Origin of the sequence: Janthinobacterium sp. KBS0711 (assembly GCF_000988085.1) — a bacterium.
Taxonomy (GTDB): Bacteria; Pseudomonadota; Gammaproteobacteria; order Burkholderiales; family Burkholderiaceae_D; genus Janthinobacterium; species Janthinobacterium lividum_E.
Map to the genome: position 1 here is coordinate 157202 of NZ_LBCO01000033.1, position 15478 is coordinate 172679.

Below are 15478 nucleotides of genomic sequence, written 5' to 3' on the forward strand. Positions count from 1 at the left end.
CGCGGGCAGCATGCTGGTGGCGCAAGCCGGTTCGACCATGAACGACATCGTCGACAGCGTGCAGCGCGTGAGCGACATCATCACGGAAATCACGGCGGCCAGCAGCGAGCAAAGCGTGGGCATCGACGAGATCAACCGCGCCATCGGCCAGATGGATGCCGTGACACAGCAAAATGCCGCCTTGGTGGAAGAGTCGGCGGCGGCCGCCGAATCGATGCAGCACCAGGCGCACAACCTGGCGCAGGTCGTCAGCGTCTTTAAATTGAACGGCCAGCTGGCGCCCAAACGCCCGGCGGCGCCGCAAACCGCCTTGCGCATCGGCACACGCTGATGGCAGCCGCGGCTGCCCCGAGCAGCCGCAACCCCTTTTATATAGTCTGGTTCCGCTTTTTTAGGATATTCACATGAATTTGTTAAGAAACGTCAGTATTGGTGTGCGCCTCGGCCTGGGTTTTGCCGTGATTTTGCTGTTTTCCATGCTCATCACGGGCATCAGCGTGTGGCGCTTGCATGACGTGGCCATGGCCACGCGCACCATGATGGAATTGCCGCTGGCGAAGGAACGCTATATTTCCGACTGGTACGCCAAGATCGACAGCGGCGTGCGCCGCACCACGGCCATCGCGCGCAGCAGCGACACGACCTTGGGCGCGTATTTTGCGGAAGAAGCCAAGCAATCGTCGGTGGTCTCGGGCGAATTGCAAAAGAAAATCGAAGCCTTGATTTCCAGCCCGGAAGAAAAGGAACTGTTCCGCCTCGTGAGCGAACAGCGCAAGGTCTACCTCGATTCGCGCGCGCAAGTGTCGAAGCTGAAGGCGGATGGGCAGGAGGCGGAAGCGGAGCAAGCTTTCAAGGGCGTCTTCGTGCCCGGCTCGACGAAATACTTGAAAGTGGTCAACGACATGCTGCAGCACCAGCGCGCCAGCATCGATAAAACCGCGCGCGAGATCGACGAGGTCGCCAAGACGAGCCGCAACCTGCTGCTGACCCTGGCCGTGCTGGCGCTGGGCTTTGGCGTGGTGTGCGCCTGGTTGTTGACGATGGGCATCGTGCGTCCCCTGCGCACGGCCGTGGACATTGCCCGCAAGGTGGCCGATGGCGACTTGACGGCGCAGATCGACGCCAGCGCCAAGGATGAAACCGGGCAATTGCTGCAAGCGTTGAAGGACATGAACACGAGCCTGCTCAACATCGTCAGCGAAGTGCGTACGGGCACGGACAGCATCGCCACCTCGTCGACGCAAATTGCCGCCGGCAACCAGGATCTGTCTTCCCGCACGGAAGAGCAGGCAGGTTCTCTGGAAGAAACGGCGTCGTCGATGGAAGAACTGACCAGCACCGTGAAACAGAATGCGGACAATGCGCGCCAGGCGAACCAGTTGGCGGCGTCGGCGGCGCAAGTGGCCGTCAAGGGTGGCGAAGTCGTGGCGCAAGTGGTGGGCACGATGGAATCGATCAACGCCTCGTCGAACAAGATCGTCGACATCATTAGTGTCATCGATGGCATCGCCTTCCAGACGAATATCCTCGCCCTGAACGCGGCCGTGGAAGCGGCGCGCGCGGGCGAGCAGGGCCGCGGCTTTGCCGTCGTGGCCTCCGAAGTGCGCAACCTGGCCCAGCGTTCCGCTTCGGCCGCGAAGGAAATCAAGACCCTGATCGGCGCGTCGGTCGAGCAAGTCAATGCGGGCAGCATGCTGGTGGCGCAAGCCGGTTCGACCATGACCGATATCGTCGACAGCGTGCAGCGCGTGAGCGACATCATCACGGAAATCACGGCGGCGAGCAGCGAGCAAAGCGTGGGCATCGACGAGATCAACCGTGCCATCGGCCAGATGGATGCCGTGACACAGCAAAATGCGGCCCTGGTGGAAGAGTCGGCGGCGGCCGCCGAATCGATGCAGCACCAGGCGCATAACCTGGCGCAAGTGGTGAGCGTATTCAAGCTGAATGGGCAGCAGGCCAGTGTCAGCGGTTTGAAGGGGGCCAAGCGCCCGGCAGCCAAGGCGCCGCAAGAGGCATTGCGGATCGGCCGCGTTGCTTAATCTTTCTCGACCCAGCCGGTAATCGCCAACTGCGACAGCCGGTCCGCCTCGCCATTCCTGTGGCGAGGAATCCAGCGCAAGCTCACGTCAGTGAATTGTTCCAGCAGGGCCACTACGGTGGCTCTTTGCGTTTCCAGTCCCTTGGCGCCCACCGGCGTCGTTCCCAGCACGTCATTGATCACCACCTGGCTGTCGCCATACAGCAGCAGTTGCACGGGCGGCGGGCGCACCTTGAGTGCCGCTTGCAGCACGGCCGTCAGGGCCGCATATTCCGCGTCGCTGCTGCTGCCATAACCGGCCGCCTCGCTCACTTCGATGCGTTCGCCATTCGGCCCCAGCAGCAGGGCGCCTATGCCCAGCTTGCCCGGGTTCGGATGGGCGGAACCGTCGAACCAGCCGCGCCAGGCCAGCGGGCCGCCGTGGTCCTGGCGGCTGAGCGCCAGCTGCGCGCGGCGCGCCTGCATCTTGGCTTCCTTGCGCAGTTTTCGCGCCGCTGCTTCTTCCGTCATGGCTTGATCAGGAAGGTGTCGATGAGGCTGGCTATCCAGCACGCCACCAGGACACCCACGGCCACCGTCATGGCGGGCCCGTCATTGGTGGACAGCGCATCGACTTTTTCCACGATCAGCTGCACGTCGAGTGGCAGGGCGCCATTGTCGATCTGTGCCATTACCTGGTCCAAACGTGCCATGATCTGGCGCAATACGATCACGAGCGCGATCAGGGCCGGCACGAGGAAGAGGCAGCCGCGCGCCTTGCGTTTCAATACAAAATGCCCGCTGCCGGGAAACACGAGACCCGACAACAGCAGGGCGAGCTTACGTTTGGAAAGGGGGGAGCCGCTCATGCGTGCCTTTGTGAGGAGAAAGAGCGGCTCATCATACTATTGCCAGCCGAATTTGCGCAGATACACGCGTTTCATGAACGTCGTCAGCACCGTGTAACAGACGAGGATGCCCAGCAGCCAGGGGAAATAGCCCAGCGGCAAGGCTTGCAGCTTGAAGTAAGTCGCCAGCGGGCCCATCGGCAGGAAGACGCCCACGGCCATGATGGCGGTGGTCGCCACCAGCAGGGGCACGGACGCGATGCTGTCGATGAAGGGCAGCTTGGGCGTGCGGATCAGGTGCACGATCAGGGTTTGCGTCAGCAGCCCCACGACGAACCAGCCGGACTGGAACAGCGTCTGCTGCTCGGGCGTATTGGCGCCGAACACATGCCACATCAGGATAAACGTGCTGATGTCGAAAATCGAGCTGATGGGGCCGAAGAACACCATGAAGCGGCCGATGTCGCGCGGGTTCCAGCTCAGCGGCTGCTGGATCAGTTCGGCGTCGACATTGTCGAACGGGATGGCGATCTGCGACACGTCGTACAGCAGGTTTTGCACCAGCAAGTGCAGCGGCAGCATGGGCAAAAACGGTAAGAAGGCGCTGGCCACCAGCACGGAAAACACATTGCCGAAGTTCGAGCTGGCCGTCATGCGGATGTATTTGAGCATGTTGCTGAAGGTGCGCCGGCCTTCCAGCACGCCTTCTTCCAGCACCATCAGGCTTTTTTCCAGCAAGATGATGTCGGCCGCTTCCTTGGCGATATCGACGGCCGAATCGACGGAAATGCCGATGTCGGCCGCGCGCAGGGCGGGCGCGTCGTTGATGCCGTCGCCCATGAAGCCGACGATATGGCCATTGCCGCGCAGGGCGCGCACGAGGCGTTCCTTGTGCAGCGGGCTGAGCTTGGCAAACACGGTATTGTCTTCGGCTGCCTTGGCCAGGGTGGCATCGTCCATGTCGTCCAGTTGCGGGCCTTGCAGCACGCCATGCACGGCCAGGCCCACTTCGCGGCAAATCTTCGCCGTCACGAGGTGGTTGTCGCCCGTCAACACTTTCACGGTGACGCCGTGTTCTGCCAGTGCGCGCAGGGCGGGCGCCGTCGATTCCTTCGGCGGATCGAGGAAGGCCACGTAGCCGATCAGGGTCAGCGCCGTTTCATCGGCCACGCCATACGCGGTTTTATGCGGCGGCACTTCCTTGACGGCCACGGCCACGACGCGCAAGCCTTCCGCGTTGAGGCCATGCGTGGTTTCCAGCACCTTTTCCAGCAGCGCAGGATCGAGCGGAATGCTGACGCCACCGAGGCGCAGATGGCTGCAGGCGGCGAGGATTTCCTCGACGGCGCCCTTGCAGATCAGTTCATGGTGATCGTTGCGTTCGGAGACGACGACAGACATGCGGCGGCGCACGAAATCGAACGGGATTTCATCGACTTTCACGTAATCGCGTGCCAGCTGCATTTCCGTCTGCAATTCCACATGGTCGAGCACGGCGCGGTCGAGCAGGTTTTTGAGGCCCGTCTGGTAGTGGCTGTTCAAATAGGCAAATTGCAACACTTCATCGGATGGCTGGCCGAAGACGTCCGTATGACGCTCAAGCACGATCTTGTCCTGCGTCAAGGTGCCTGTCTTGTCCGTGCACAGCACATCCATGGCGCCGAAGTTCTGGATCGCGTCCAGGCGTTTCACGACGACTTTCTTTTTCGACAGTTTCACGGCGCCCTTGGCCAGGGTGCTGGTGACGATCATGGGCAGCATTTCCGGCGTCAGGCCGACAGCGACAGATAGGGCAAACAGGAACGCTTCCATCCAGTCGCCCTTGGTCCAGCCATTGATGAGGAACACGAGCGGCGCCATCACGAGGGCGAAGCGGATCAAGAGCCAGCTGACGCTGTTCACGCCCGCTTCAAACGCCGTCGGCGTGCGCTCGGTGGCCGTCACTCGCGTGGCGATGGTGCCGAAATAGGTGCGGTTGCCCGTGGCCAGGACCAGCGCCGTGGCGGCGCCCGAAATCACGTTCGTGCCCATGAACAGCAAATTGGCCAGGTCCATCGGATCTTTGCCATTGCTGTCGGCCAGTTCGGCCATCTTTTCCACCGGCAAGGATTCGCCCGTCATGGCGGCCTGGCTGACGAACAGGTCCTTTGCTGAAAGCAGACGGCAATCGGCGGGGATCATGTCGCCGGCCGACAGCACGATGATGTCGCCCTGCACCAGCTGGCGGATCGGCAGTTCGATCTGCTGGCCATTGCGCAGCACGGTGGCCGTATTGCTGACCATGGCTTTCAGGCGCTCGGCGGCCCGGTTCGAGCGGCCTTCCTGCACGAAGCGCAGCAGGGTCGAGAGAATCACCATGGTGCCGATGACGATGGTCGCCTTCGGGTCTTCCGTCAGGTAGGAAACGATGGCCAGCACGGTGAGCAGCAGGTTGAACGGATTCTTGTAGCACAGCCACAGATGCTGGTACCAGGCCAGCGGCTTTTCATGCTCGACTTCGTTCGGCCCCGTTTGCGCGCCGATGACTTGCGCCTCGGCATCGCGCAAGCCTTCCAGGCGCGTGTGCAGGCGGTTCAGCGCGCTGTCGAGGTCTTCATGGGCGGCCGCCAGCAGCTGGCGCGCCAGGTGGTCGGGCACGGGACGGGCCGTGCTGTTTTCCAGCGGCATGGCACGGCGGCGGAAATGGCCGGCCGTATGGCGCTTGCGCAGGAACGATTCGAATAAGCGGGTGAAGAGATTCATGGCTCTTCCTTTCACGGCGAGGTGTTGACGGGCGGCGCAGCCGCAGGCAAGACTTGCGTGCCGCCGACGCAACATGGCGAACCATGACGCAGGCGGGCAATCCGGGTCAGTAGCCGGTCGCGATCGGAAAGAGGGAGGAGGCGCGCAGCCGGACTGGCCGCGCGAGACACCGCACCTTGCTCAGCAAGGCACGGAGGAAAGAGAGTTCCGCGTTGCTTGCTGTTTAGCTGCCGAGGCAATCACCGATACAAGATCGGCTACTGTCACTAGAACAAGTACCCACGTGGGACTCCGTAAATGAATAATGAGGGCATATTATGGATGGGCTGACCAGGTGTCAACTGAAGAAATCTTAGGTTTCCAAAGTGTAATGTTGGTGGTGGAAATGCACTCGAAATGTGTAATTGAATTTACTTGCTTAGCCATTGTCAGGGCGTAGCACTGGACTATGTCAAGGAGGCGCGCAAGTGCATGCGCGCTGTTGTTTGGGGTTTCGTTGGCTATGTCGTGCCTCGCAAACGGAGGGTATTCTCTTACTCTCGTCTAATTTTTCTCAGCCAAGTGTCCCAAGACTCCACTCGTATAGGTGGATGAGTACTTCGCTCCACATCATGGCGCTTTCTGCTTTCCTCGAGATCGTCTCGAGTTCTCCCTCCTATGACGACAAATCGTATGTTGATGTCCTTATCTGGATCAACTTCAAGCGACCCGGCAGGTCCCAGCAGAGAGTTGTGAAGTAGCTTTCCATCTTCAACACTTTGACGGGTTTGATGAGTGTGCACCCTGAATTCCTGTATGTTATCAATGATATGTCTTGACCGTTTCCTGATCTGGTCAATAGCAATGTCAATTTTGGCGGAGAATTTGTCGTAGTGCCCTTTATTTACCAAATCGAACTCTGCTCCCTTTATCTCAAACAGTGTGACGTCCATTCGAGACCGGCCTGAAAAAATGGCAAAATCAACCGCTCCCTCCGCTACTGGGAATTCGGAAAAACAAATGTACTCGTCCTTTGGTTGCGCGTAGACCTCGGCGAAGATTGAGAGGTCTTGCTTAAGGATACTTTGAAGTTCTTGTTCACCTGATCCCCGCGCCACGAGATCAACGATCATTTTTTTGCTGATCATGCGTGATTCGATGTCATTACGTCTTTTAGTGACTGCTGGCGACTCAAGCCATGGGGAATCAAGAAAAGGATCGATTTCATTTCGTAAGCGATCAATTTCATTGAGTAGGCGTGGTTCGTCTCGAGTTTTCGTATCTAGTTCTCTTTTGTCGCAGGCGATTAGAGTCTCAAGGTTGGCCCGCGTAATGGACTTCCACTTTGGGACTCCAGACTCAGTAAACGTGACTAAATCAAATTTGTCGCTCCCCAAGCTATCGGCTTCATAGTGCTCTACGAAACGGCATTGATTTGGCACAATTCCTTTTGTGACGAGTGAGCCGCATACTGTCTCGATAGCATTTGTTATTGATGCGGCGGTATTCTTATCATCAAGGTCTGTTAGCAGCGCGGACAGATTTAATTGTTCATCGACAAAAGTTCTGACGCGACAAATTCCATCTGTTCTGAGGCCAAGTTCAGTAGGGTAGCGATGAATAAAATCACTAATTTTCATAGGTAACCTCGTCCTGTCGTTAGTGTTGTCATGGTAGAGCTGCTTGCAAAGCAATATGCTTTTAGCGCTACCTGAAAAACTGGCACCCTGTCGCTATATAGCCAGCACATTAGAGCAACAAAATACCTTAGACAAGTGGAAGTCGATAGGAGTTTTCTAAATCATCGTCTATTTAATTTATTTGCACTAAATTTTCTCCGTACAACTTATATCTTGGTTTGCGCCATCGCCAGCGAATCGGACAATATTTGCCATAACGCCGCGTGACGCTGCTGCAGCGCGGCGCCGCCCGCGTAGATCAGTTCCACGTGCAGGCTGTCGACGATGCCCAGGTAGGCTTGCGCATACAGGTCGATGCGTTGCTGCGGCAGGGCGGGGGCCAGCCGGCCCAGGCTGGCCACGTAATGCTGCTGCAATTGCGCCAGCAAGGCTTCGTAGCCCGTGCCGACTTCGATGCGCAGGGTTGCAGGCGGCAAATATGCCGTGCGCAGCAAGAAGCGCAGATGGGCCGACTCCGCGTAGCGCTGCGCCATGCGGTCGCAATACAGGGCGCCGGCCAGCTGGCCGCCGGGCGCGGCCAGCGCCGCCTCGTCGGCGAAGCAGCCATCCATGAACGCTTGTTCCTCGGCCAGCGCGTCGGCAAACACGTCGAGAAACAGGGCGTCCTTGCCGGCGAAGTGCGAATACAGCGAAGCCTTGCGCATGCCCGCCTGTTCGGCGATGTCGCTGAGGGACGAAGCGTCGTAGCCGTGCTCGGAAAAGTGCACGACGGCGACGGCGCAGATGTTATCGGCCGAGGCCGAGCGTTTTTTCATCATTGGGGTGAGTGTGAGTGAGGCGTCAGTGCGCTCCCAGGCTGCTGGCATGGACCGGATGGATGCGCGCAGTGGCCAGGGTCAGCCATGATACCAGCAGGCCGGCCACGGTCAAGAACAGCAGCCAGGGCAGCGGCCCCCATTCGGACAGGCTGGCCGCCAGCGGCGTGGCCAGGGACGACAAGCTCATCTGGATGGCGCCCAGGAGGGCGGCCGTGGAGCCGAGCGCTTTGCGTTGCGAGCCCATGGTCATGGCCATCAGTGCCGCTTCCGTGATGCCCAGGCCGAACAGGGCCACGAACATGCCCGGCACGACGGCCGCGATGCCCGCTCCTGCCCAGGCACCGAGCATGGCCAGTCCCGCGCCGCCCAGCATGGCGACGCTGCCCGCCACGCTCAGGCGCGCCACGCCGTGCCTTTCCACCAGGCGGGCGCTGGCCATGGCCCCCAGCAGCACGGCCACGCCCGTCGCGCCAAAGACGAGGCCGAAACTGCCGGCGGACAGGCCGAAGTCGCGCTGGTACACGAGCGATGCGCCGCCGATATACGCGAACAGGAAAAAGAAAGTGGCGGACAGGGCCAGCGCGGGCAGCAGGAAGGCGCGGTCCAGCGCGATGCGCGCATAGGTGCGGTGCATGCCGCGTGGCGAAACGCGGCGGGCAGGCGGCAAGGTTTCCGGCAGGAACAGCGCGCTGTTGAGCAGGGTCAAGGCGCCCAGCGCGGCCAGGGCCAGCATCACGGCGCGCCAGCCGTAGTGCGCGTCGAGCAAGCCGCCCACGGCCGGCGCCAGCACGGGCGCCAGGCCAACGATGGTCATCAGGAGGGCAAACAGCTGCGCCGCTTTGACCCCGTCGGCCACGTCGCGCACCATGCTCATCACCACGACCAGGGTCAGCGCCGCACCCAGGCCCTGCAAGGTGCGCGCCAGCAGCAGGGTGCTCAACTGATCCGCCTGCGACGCCCACACGGCCGCCACGATGTAGACGGCGATGCCGGCCAGGAGCGGCCGGCGCCGGCCCAGCATGTCGGTGAGCGGCCCGCACAGCAGCTGTCCGCCACCCAGGGCCAGCAGGAAAACGGTCAGGCTCAGTTGCACATTCGGATACGAGGTGTGCAGTTCGCGCGCCATGGCCGGCATCGAGGCCAGGTACATGTCGATGCCGGCCGGGCCGAGCACGGCCACGAGGGCCAGGGAAGCCGCCAGCCCGAGACTGGCGGCGGGGATTGTGGTTTGCTGCTGCATTGCGCTTCCTTCATATCGTGAAAAAAACGGGGCATGGACGCCGCCGTGTTTTTTATTGTACACTTACTGCCTACCGGTAGGTAGCTTGTTCAATCAATAAAAAGGACGGGAACGATGAAGAAAGAAACGATGACGGGAGGGCTGGCATGACGGAAGTGGGAATTTCGCTCAGCGGCGTGGCTGTCGCGCTGCTGTTTGCCGCCTGGAGTTCGCACCGCGCCCGCTGCGAGCGGCGCGATGTCGTGTGTCTGACGGTCCTGGGCACCGTGCTGGGGCTGCCGGGCGCGGTCTTGCTGGCGTTGTAGGTCGCGTAGGTCGGATTAGGCCCGAAGGGCCGTAATCCGACAACATGGTTGGCGTATATGGTGATGTCGGATTCCGCTCCGCTAATCCGACCTACGATGAAAAAAGGCAGGCCACGTGGCCTGCCTTCCTGTCGCTGGCACGCCCGCCGAAGCGGACGCGTGGCGCTTACTCTTCTTCGTACGAACTGATCGGTGCGCAGCCGCAGAACAGGTTGCGGTCGCCGTACACGTTGTCGGCGCGGCCGACCGGCGGCCAGTATTTGCGCTGGCGCAGGGAAGCAACCGGGTAGGCAGCGATCTCACGGCTGTACTTGCGGTCCCAGCTGTCCGACATCAAGACTTGTGCCGTGTGCGGCGCGTTCCTCAAAGGGTTGTCGTCGTGGTCGAATTCACCGCTGGCGACCTTGGCGATTTCCGCGCGGATGGCGATCATGGCGTCGATGAAGCGGTCGATCTCCACTTTCGATTCGCTTTCCGTCGGCTCGATCATCAAGGTGCCCGGCACGGGGAAGCTCATGGTCGGCGCATGGAAACCGAAGTCCATCAAACGCTTGGCCACGTCTTCGTTGCTGATGCCGGTGGCGTCCGTGATCGGGCGCAGGTCCAGGATGCACTCGTGCGCGACCAGGCCGTCGTGGCCCGAATACAGCACGGGGTAGTGCGGTGCCAGGCGGCGCGCGATGTAGTTCGCCGCCAGGATTGCCGTCTCGGTGGCAGCCGTCAAGCCTTCCGCGCCCATCATGGCGATGTACATCCACGAAATCGGCAGGATGCTGGCCGAGCCGAATGGCGCGGCGCTGACGGCGCCAATGCCGGCAGCGTCGCGCTGGTAGCCCGACGAACGCTGGTTCGGCAGGAATTTCGCCAGGTGGGTGCCGACGCCGATCGGGCCGACGCCTGGTCCGCCACCGCCGTGCGGGATGCAGAAGGTCTTGTGCAGGTTCAGGTGCGATACGTCGCCGCCGAACGAGCCGGGAGCGGCCACGCCGACCAGCGCGTTCATGTTGGCGCCGTCGATGTAGACCTGGCCGCCGTGCGCGTGGATGATTTCGCACAGTTCCTGGATGCCTTCTTCAAACACGCCGTGGGTGGACGGGTAGGTGACCATTACGCAAGCCAGGTTGGCACTGTGCTTTTCCGCTTTCGCTTTCAGGTCGGCCAGATCCACGTTGCCGTTGGCGTCGCAGCTGGTGACGACGACCTGCATGCCGACCATGTTGGCCGATGCGGGGTTGGTGCCGTGCGCCGACGACGGAATCAGGCAAATGTTGCGGTGGCCTTCGCCGCGCGATTCGTGATACGCCTTGATCACCAGCAGACCCGCGTATTCTCCTTGCGAGCCGGCGTTCGGCTGCAGCGAGACGGCCGCGTAGCCGGTCAGTGCGCACAGCATCTCTTCCAGCTGCGCGATCATTTCGCGGTAGCCGACCGTTTGCGCGTCCGGTGCGAACGGGTGGATGTTCGAGAACTCGGGCCAGGTGACGGGAATCATTTCCGACGTGGCGTTCAGCTTCATCGTGCACGAACCGAGCGGGATCATGGTGCGGTCCAGCGCCAGGTCCTTGTCGGCCAGGCTGCGCAGGTAGCGCAGCATTTCGTGTTCCGAATGGTAGCTGTTGAAGACGGGGTGGGTCAGGTAGGCGCTTTCGCGCGCCAGGTTGGCCGGCAGCGCGCTGGTCACAGTTGCTTCAACGGCGTCCAGGTCCGGCGCGGCAGGCGCGTTGGCCAGGCCGTGTGCGAACACTTTCCACAGCAGCGCGATATCGTCGCGCGTGGTGGTTTCGTCGAGCGACACGCCGACGTGGGTGTTGTCGATCTTGCGCAGGTTGACGCCGTGGTGCATGGCCGTCGCGTGCAGCTGCGCCGCATCGGCCACGTTGATGGTCAGGGTGTCGAAGTAGCTCGCGTTGACGACGCCATAGCCGAGGGTCTTCAGGTTGGCGGCCAGCACGCCCGTAAAGCGGTGCACGCGCTGGGCGATCTGCAGCAGACCGGCGGGGCCGTGGTAGACGGCGTACATCGAGGCCATCACGGCCAGCAGCACTTGCGCCGTGCAGATGTTCGAGGTGGCTTTTTCGCGGCGGATATGCTGTTCGCGCGTTTGCAGGGCCAGACGATAGGCCTTGTTGCCTTGCGCATCGACGGTCACGCCCACCAGGCGGCCCGACATATTGCGCTTGAATTCATCGCGCGTGGACAGGTACCCTGCGTGCGGGCCGCCGAAACCGAGCGGCACGCCGAAGCGCTGGCTGTTGCCGACGACGACGTCGGCGCCCCATTCGCCCGGTGGCGTGAGCATGGTCAGGGCCAGCAGGTCGGCCGCGACGATGACCATGGCGCCATTCGCATGCAGTTTTTCCACGCCGGCGCGGTAGTCGCGCACGACACCGTTCACGCCAGGGTATTGCAGCAGCACGCCGAAGCAGGCGTCCAGCGACTCGATTTCAGCCGGGTCGAACGTACGCACCTCGATGCCGATCGGCTGGGCGCGCGTCTGCACCACTTCCAGGGTTTGCGGCAGCACGTCGTTGGCGACGTACAGCACGTTCGATTTCGACTTGCCCACGCGCTGGATCAGGGTCATCGCTTCGGCGGCGGCCGTGCCTTCGTCCAGCATCGAGGCGTTCGAGATGCCCATGCCGGTCAGGTCCGTGATCACTTGCTGGAAGTTCAAAATCGCTTCCAGGCGGCCTTGCGAAATCTCTGGCTGGTAAGGCGTGTACGCCGTGTACCAGGCCGGGTTTTCAAAGATGTTGCGCAGCACGACGCCAGGGGTGAACGTGTTGTAGTAGCCCTGGCCGATCAGGGATTTCAGTACCTGGTTCTTGCCGGCGATGGCTTTCAGGCGCGACAGCGCTTCCTGTTCCGGCATCGGCTGCGAGTACGCGCCCAGGGGCAGGGCGCCCTTGTTGCGGATGTTGGCAGGCACCAAGGCGTCGATCAGCGCGGCGCGCGATGGATAGCCGAGGGTCGCCAGCATGGCTTGCTGTTCGGTGGCGGAAGGGCCGATGTGGCGGGCGATGAAGGCATCGCGTGCTTCGAGTTGGGTCAGGCTGGTGCGGGTCATGATATAGAGGCCAAAAAAGACTGAAAAACCGGGATGCGGCGCGCGGGCGCGGCGCCGGGGCATAGCTACAAAATTAAATGCAAACGGGCCGCAAACGCGGCCCGTGAGTCAAACGCGATTACGCGCTGGTGGTGGCGCCATAGGCGGCAGCGTCGAGCAAGCCGTCCAGGGCCGACACGTCGGCTGGCTTGATCTTGAACAGCCAGTTGGCGTAGGCGTCGGCGTTGATCGATTCAGGCGAGTTGACGACGTCGTCGTTGATGGCCACGACTTCGCCCGACAGCGGCGCATAGATGTCGCTTGCTGCCTTGACCGATTCCACCACGGCGGCGTCGTCGCCGGCGGTGAAGGTGGCGCCGACGTCAGGCAGTTCGACGAAGACGATGTCGCCCAGTGCATCCTGCGCGTATTCGGTGATGCCGACGGTGATCGTGCCGTCGGCTTCCAGGCGTACCCATTCGTGGGAAGCGGTGTACTTCAGGTCTGCAGGAATGTTCATGTGTGGCTCCAGATGGTAAGTGTTCGTTATTGATTATGATTGTTCGGTCTTGCGGGCGGCTCTATAAATACGCTTACGCAGCCAGGATTTTACCGTTACGCACGAAAGGCAGCTTGACAACAGAAGCGGCCAATTGCTTGCCGCGGATTTCCACGTGCACAGTGTCGCCCACGTTGACGCCGTTGGGCACGCGCGCCAGGGCAATCGCTTCCTGCATGGTCGGGCTGAAGGTGCCGCTCGTGATTTCGCCCGTGGCGTCGCTGCCGGCGATGATGACTTTCTGGTGGGCGCGCAGCACGCCGCCTTTTTCACGCAGGATCAGACCGACGAATTGCGCGTTCTGGCCTTTGGCCAGCAGGGCGGCCTTGCCGATGAAGTCGCGCTCGCTGACCAGGTCGATGGTCCACGCCAGGCCCGCGTCGAGCGGGTTGACGGTTTCGTCCATGTCCTGGCCGTACAGATTCATGCCCGCTTCCAGGCGCAGGGTGTCGCGCGCACCGAGGCCGGCCGGCTTGACGCCAGCGGCGATCAATGCGTTCCACAGCGCTTCCACCTGGGTCGCGGCCACGCCGATTTCAAAACCGTCTTCGCCCGTGTAGCCGGTACGCGCCAGCATGACTTCGCCAAACGCCGTGTCCTTGACGATGACGACGTTGAATGGCTTGATGGCTTCGGACGCGGCTTGCGTTTCCGGCAGCACTTGCCATACCTTGGCGCGCGCATTCGGGCCTTGCACGGCTACCAGGGCCATGGCGTCATTGCCGTCGCGGCGCTGGGTGATCGTCAGGCCGCTGTTGGTGGCGGTGTTTTGCTGCTGCATCCAGGCCACGTCTTTTTCAGCCGTGCCCGCGTTGACGACGAGGCGGAACCAGTTTTCATTGAAGAAGTAGACGATCAGGTCATCGATGACGGTGCCCTCAGGATTCAACATGCACGAGTACAGGGCCTTGCCCGACACTTGCAGCTTGTCGACGTTATTGGCCAGCAAGCCGCGCAGGAAGGCGCGCACGTTCGGTCCTTCGATATCGACCACGCACATGTGGGACACGTCGAACATGCCGGCGTCGCCGCGCACGGCGTTGTGTTCTTCGATTTGCGAGCCGTAGTTGACAGGCATGTCCCAGCCGCCGAAATCGACCATGCGGGCGCCGAGGGCACGGTGGGCGTTGTTGAGTGGGGTCGCTTTGAGCGTCATGGATTCCTCGGGACGAAGGTAAAGGGGGAAGTTAACAGAACACACGGAGCCAAACACGGCTTTCCGGCGTGAACACTGACCCCCCTGTCCTTTGTACCTGAGAGATTACGGGGGCTTGCCCCGTGCGCCCCTTCGGTGGGCCGCCGGCAATAGCCGCGGCCGCTCTCCAGAGTTGAGCTGTAGTGTCGCCAAAGCAACAACTTCAGTCCGCCTGATCGGTCCTTTTGCCTGAGAGTTTTTGGGTAGTGCCCCTTCGGCGGCAACGCTGGGTTGCCCTCTCCCGATCAAGTGGGAGGAATATATGCCAGCAGGGTGTTTCTGTCAATCTGAAAAGACGTTGCCAAATTGCAGCAAAAGCCCCGGTTTGCGGGGCTGGGAGGGGCGCTGGCCCGGTGCAAAAGGGCGCCCGGCCGCGCGGGAATGCGCTATGATGAAATCCTGGCTTTCTTGCGGGTGCCTGCCATGAACACTACACAAAGCGAGACGCAAAACAACACCGAGCAGCACGGTTACTTTACCCTCTCGGGCGACGTCAACAGCGATATGGTGCGGCGCGTCTTCAACGCCGTGGCCGACATCACGGAAGACAAGCTCACCACTGCGCACATCTTGATACAGTCCAACGGCGGCTATGTCAGCGACGGCATCTGTCTGTACAACTTCCTCAGCAAGTTGCCGCTCGACATCATCACCTATAACGCGGGCGCTGTGGCGTCCATCGCCGTCACCCTGTTCCTGGCAGGGCGCCGCCGCCACGCCAGCGACACGGCCCGCTTCATGGTGCACAAGTCGCATGCGACAGCGTCACCCGGTTCGCGCCCCGATGCGCTCAGCATCATCGTCGAGGGCTTGCGCGCCGACGACATGCGCACGGAACGCATCCTGCGCGGCCACGTCAACCTGACGGAAGAGCAGTGGCAGGTGCACGCGTATTCCGACCTGCACCTGACGGCCGACCAGGCGCTGGACGTGGGCCTGATCGAATCGATCCGCGACTTTGCGCCGCCCAAGGGCAAGCGCCTGACGAATATCTGAGGCCCCTGCCGCGCTGGCCAAGCGAATGGTTTTGCGTAGAAATTTTGTAATGGAATGTAATTCTTCGCTGCAGCACAGCAAAAGCCGCGC

The 15478-nt window shown here is 61.5% G+C and carries 13 protein-coding genes and 2 riboswitches; of the genes, 4 read left to right on the forward strand and 9 right to left on the reverse strand.

Translation table 11 applies throughout. From position 1 onward, the window contains the following. Both VM94_RS19395 and VM94_RS19400 read left to right on the forward strand, forming a co-directional pair. The coding region (locus VM94_RS19395; RefSeq protein ID WP_235432961.1) for a methyl-accepting chemotaxis protein at nucleotides 1-331 on the forward strand (331 nt) is incomplete at its 5' end. A gap of 73 nt (nucleotides 332-404) precedes the next feature. Beyond that, nucleotides 405-2042 carry a methyl-accepting chemotaxis protein gene (locus tag VM94_RS19400; protein ID WP_046684950.1) on the forward strand — a complete coding sequence of 546 codons (1638 nt, stop codon included), beginning with the start codon at nucleotides 405-407 and terminating at the stop codon, nucleotides 2040-2042. Here the strand turns inward: VM94_RS19400 and VM94_RS19405 are convergent. From VM94_RS19405 to VM94_RS19430, 6 genes are all read right to left on the reverse strand, one after another. Next, on the reverse strand, nucleotides 2039-2551 hold the full coding sequence (locus tag VM94_RS19405; protein WP_052755838.1) for a ribonuclease HI family protein: 513 nt from the start codon (nucleotides 2549-2551) through the stop codon (nucleotides 2039-2041). The two genes, VM94_RS19400 and VM94_RS19405, sit on opposite strands and share 4 nt — an antisense overlap. Further along, nucleotides 2548-2889 carry a hypothetical protein gene (locus VM94_RS19410; RefSeq protein WP_046684951.1) on the reverse strand — a complete coding sequence of 114 codons (342 nt, stop codon included), beginning with the start codon at nucleotides 2887-2889 and terminating at the stop codon, nucleotides 2548-2550. Before VM94_RS19410 ends, VM94_RS19405 begins: the two co-directional genes overlap by 4 nt. A 36-nt stretch (nucleotides 2890-2925) precedes the next feature. Continuing rightward, a complete protein-coding gene (mgtA, locus tag VM94_RS19415) occupies nucleotides 2926-5610 on the reverse strand; it encodes a magnesium-translocating P-type ATPase (RefSeq protein WP_046684952.1) in 2685 nt (894 codons plus the stop codon). 533 nt (nucleotides 5611-6143) lie between these two features. Beyond that, nucleotides 6144-7229 (reverse strand): Shedu immune nuclease family protein, encoded by a 1086-nt coding sequence (locus VM94_RS27850; protein ID WP_035818124.1) that lies wholly within the window; start codon nucleotides 7227-7229, stop codon nucleotides 6144-6146. A 206-nt stretch (nucleotides 7230-7435) separates the two neighbouring features. Next, nucleotides 7436-8047 carry a TetR/AcrR family transcriptional regulator gene (locus VM94_RS19425; protein WP_082127803.1) on the reverse strand — a complete coding sequence of 204 codons (612 nt, stop codon included), beginning with the start codon at nucleotides 8045-8047 and terminating at the stop codon, nucleotides 7436-7438. A 22-nt stretch (nucleotides 8048-8069) separates the two neighbouring features. Further along, a complete protein-coding gene (locus VM94_RS19430) occupies nucleotides 8070-9287 on the reverse strand; it encodes a Bcr/CflA family efflux MFS transporter (protein WP_046684953.1) in 1218 nt (405 codons plus the stop codon). Nucleotides 9288-9433: 146 nt separating this feature from the next. Here VM94_RS19430 and VM94_RS28575 point away from each other — a divergent pair, with 146 nt between their 5' ends. Then, nucleotides 9434-9592, forward strand: coding sequence for a hypothetical protein (locus VM94_RS28575; protein WP_160309306.1), 159 nt, complete (start codon nucleotides 9434-9436; stop codon nucleotides 9590-9592). Between the two features lie 166 nt (nucleotides 9593-9758). Here the strand turns inward: VM94_RS28575 and gcvP are convergent, their stop codons facing one another. The 3 genes from gcvP to gcvT all read right to left on the reverse strand — a co-directional run bounded on the left by gcvP (nucleotide 9759) and on the right by gcvT (nucleotide 14353). After that, a complete protein-coding gene (gene gcvP, locus VM94_RS19435; protein ID WP_046685527.1) occupies nucleotides 9759-12659 on the reverse strand; it encodes an aminomethyl-transferring glycine dehydrogenase in 2901 nt (966 codons plus the stop codon). A 118-nt stretch (nucleotides 12660-12777) separates the two neighbouring features. Continuing rightward, nucleotides 12778-13158, reverse strand: a complete 381-nt coding sequence (gcvH, locus tag VM94_RS19440; RefSeq protein ID WP_046684954.1) for a glycine cleavage system protein GcvH — start codon at nucleotides 13156-13158, stop codon at nucleotides 12778-12780. Between the two features lie 73 nt (nucleotides 13159-13231). Next, the gene (gcvT, locus tag VM94_RS19445) at nucleotides 13232-14353 is read right to left on the reverse strand and encodes a glycine cleavage system aminomethyltransferase GcvT (RefSeq protein ID WP_046684955.1); all 1122 of its coding nucleotides are present in this window, start codon (nucleotides 14351-14353) and stop codon (nucleotides 13232-13234) included. A 74-nt stretch (nucleotides 14354-14427) separates the two neighbouring features. Beyond that, a riboswitch (glycine riboswitch) is annotated at nucleotides 14428-14533 on the reverse strand. A 26-nt stretch (nucleotides 14534-14559) separates the two neighbouring features. After that, a riboswitch (glycine riboswitch) is annotated at nucleotides 14560-14646 on the reverse strand. 169 nt (nucleotides 14647-14815) lie between these two features. Here gcvT and VM94_RS19450 point away from each other — a divergent pair. Then, entirely contained in the window at nucleotides 14816-15388 is a 573-nt protein-coding gene (locus VM94_RS19450) for an ATP-dependent Clp protease proteolytic subunit (RefSeq protein ID WP_046685528.1), read from the forward strand. Nucleotides 15389-15478: the final 90 nt, after the last annotated feature.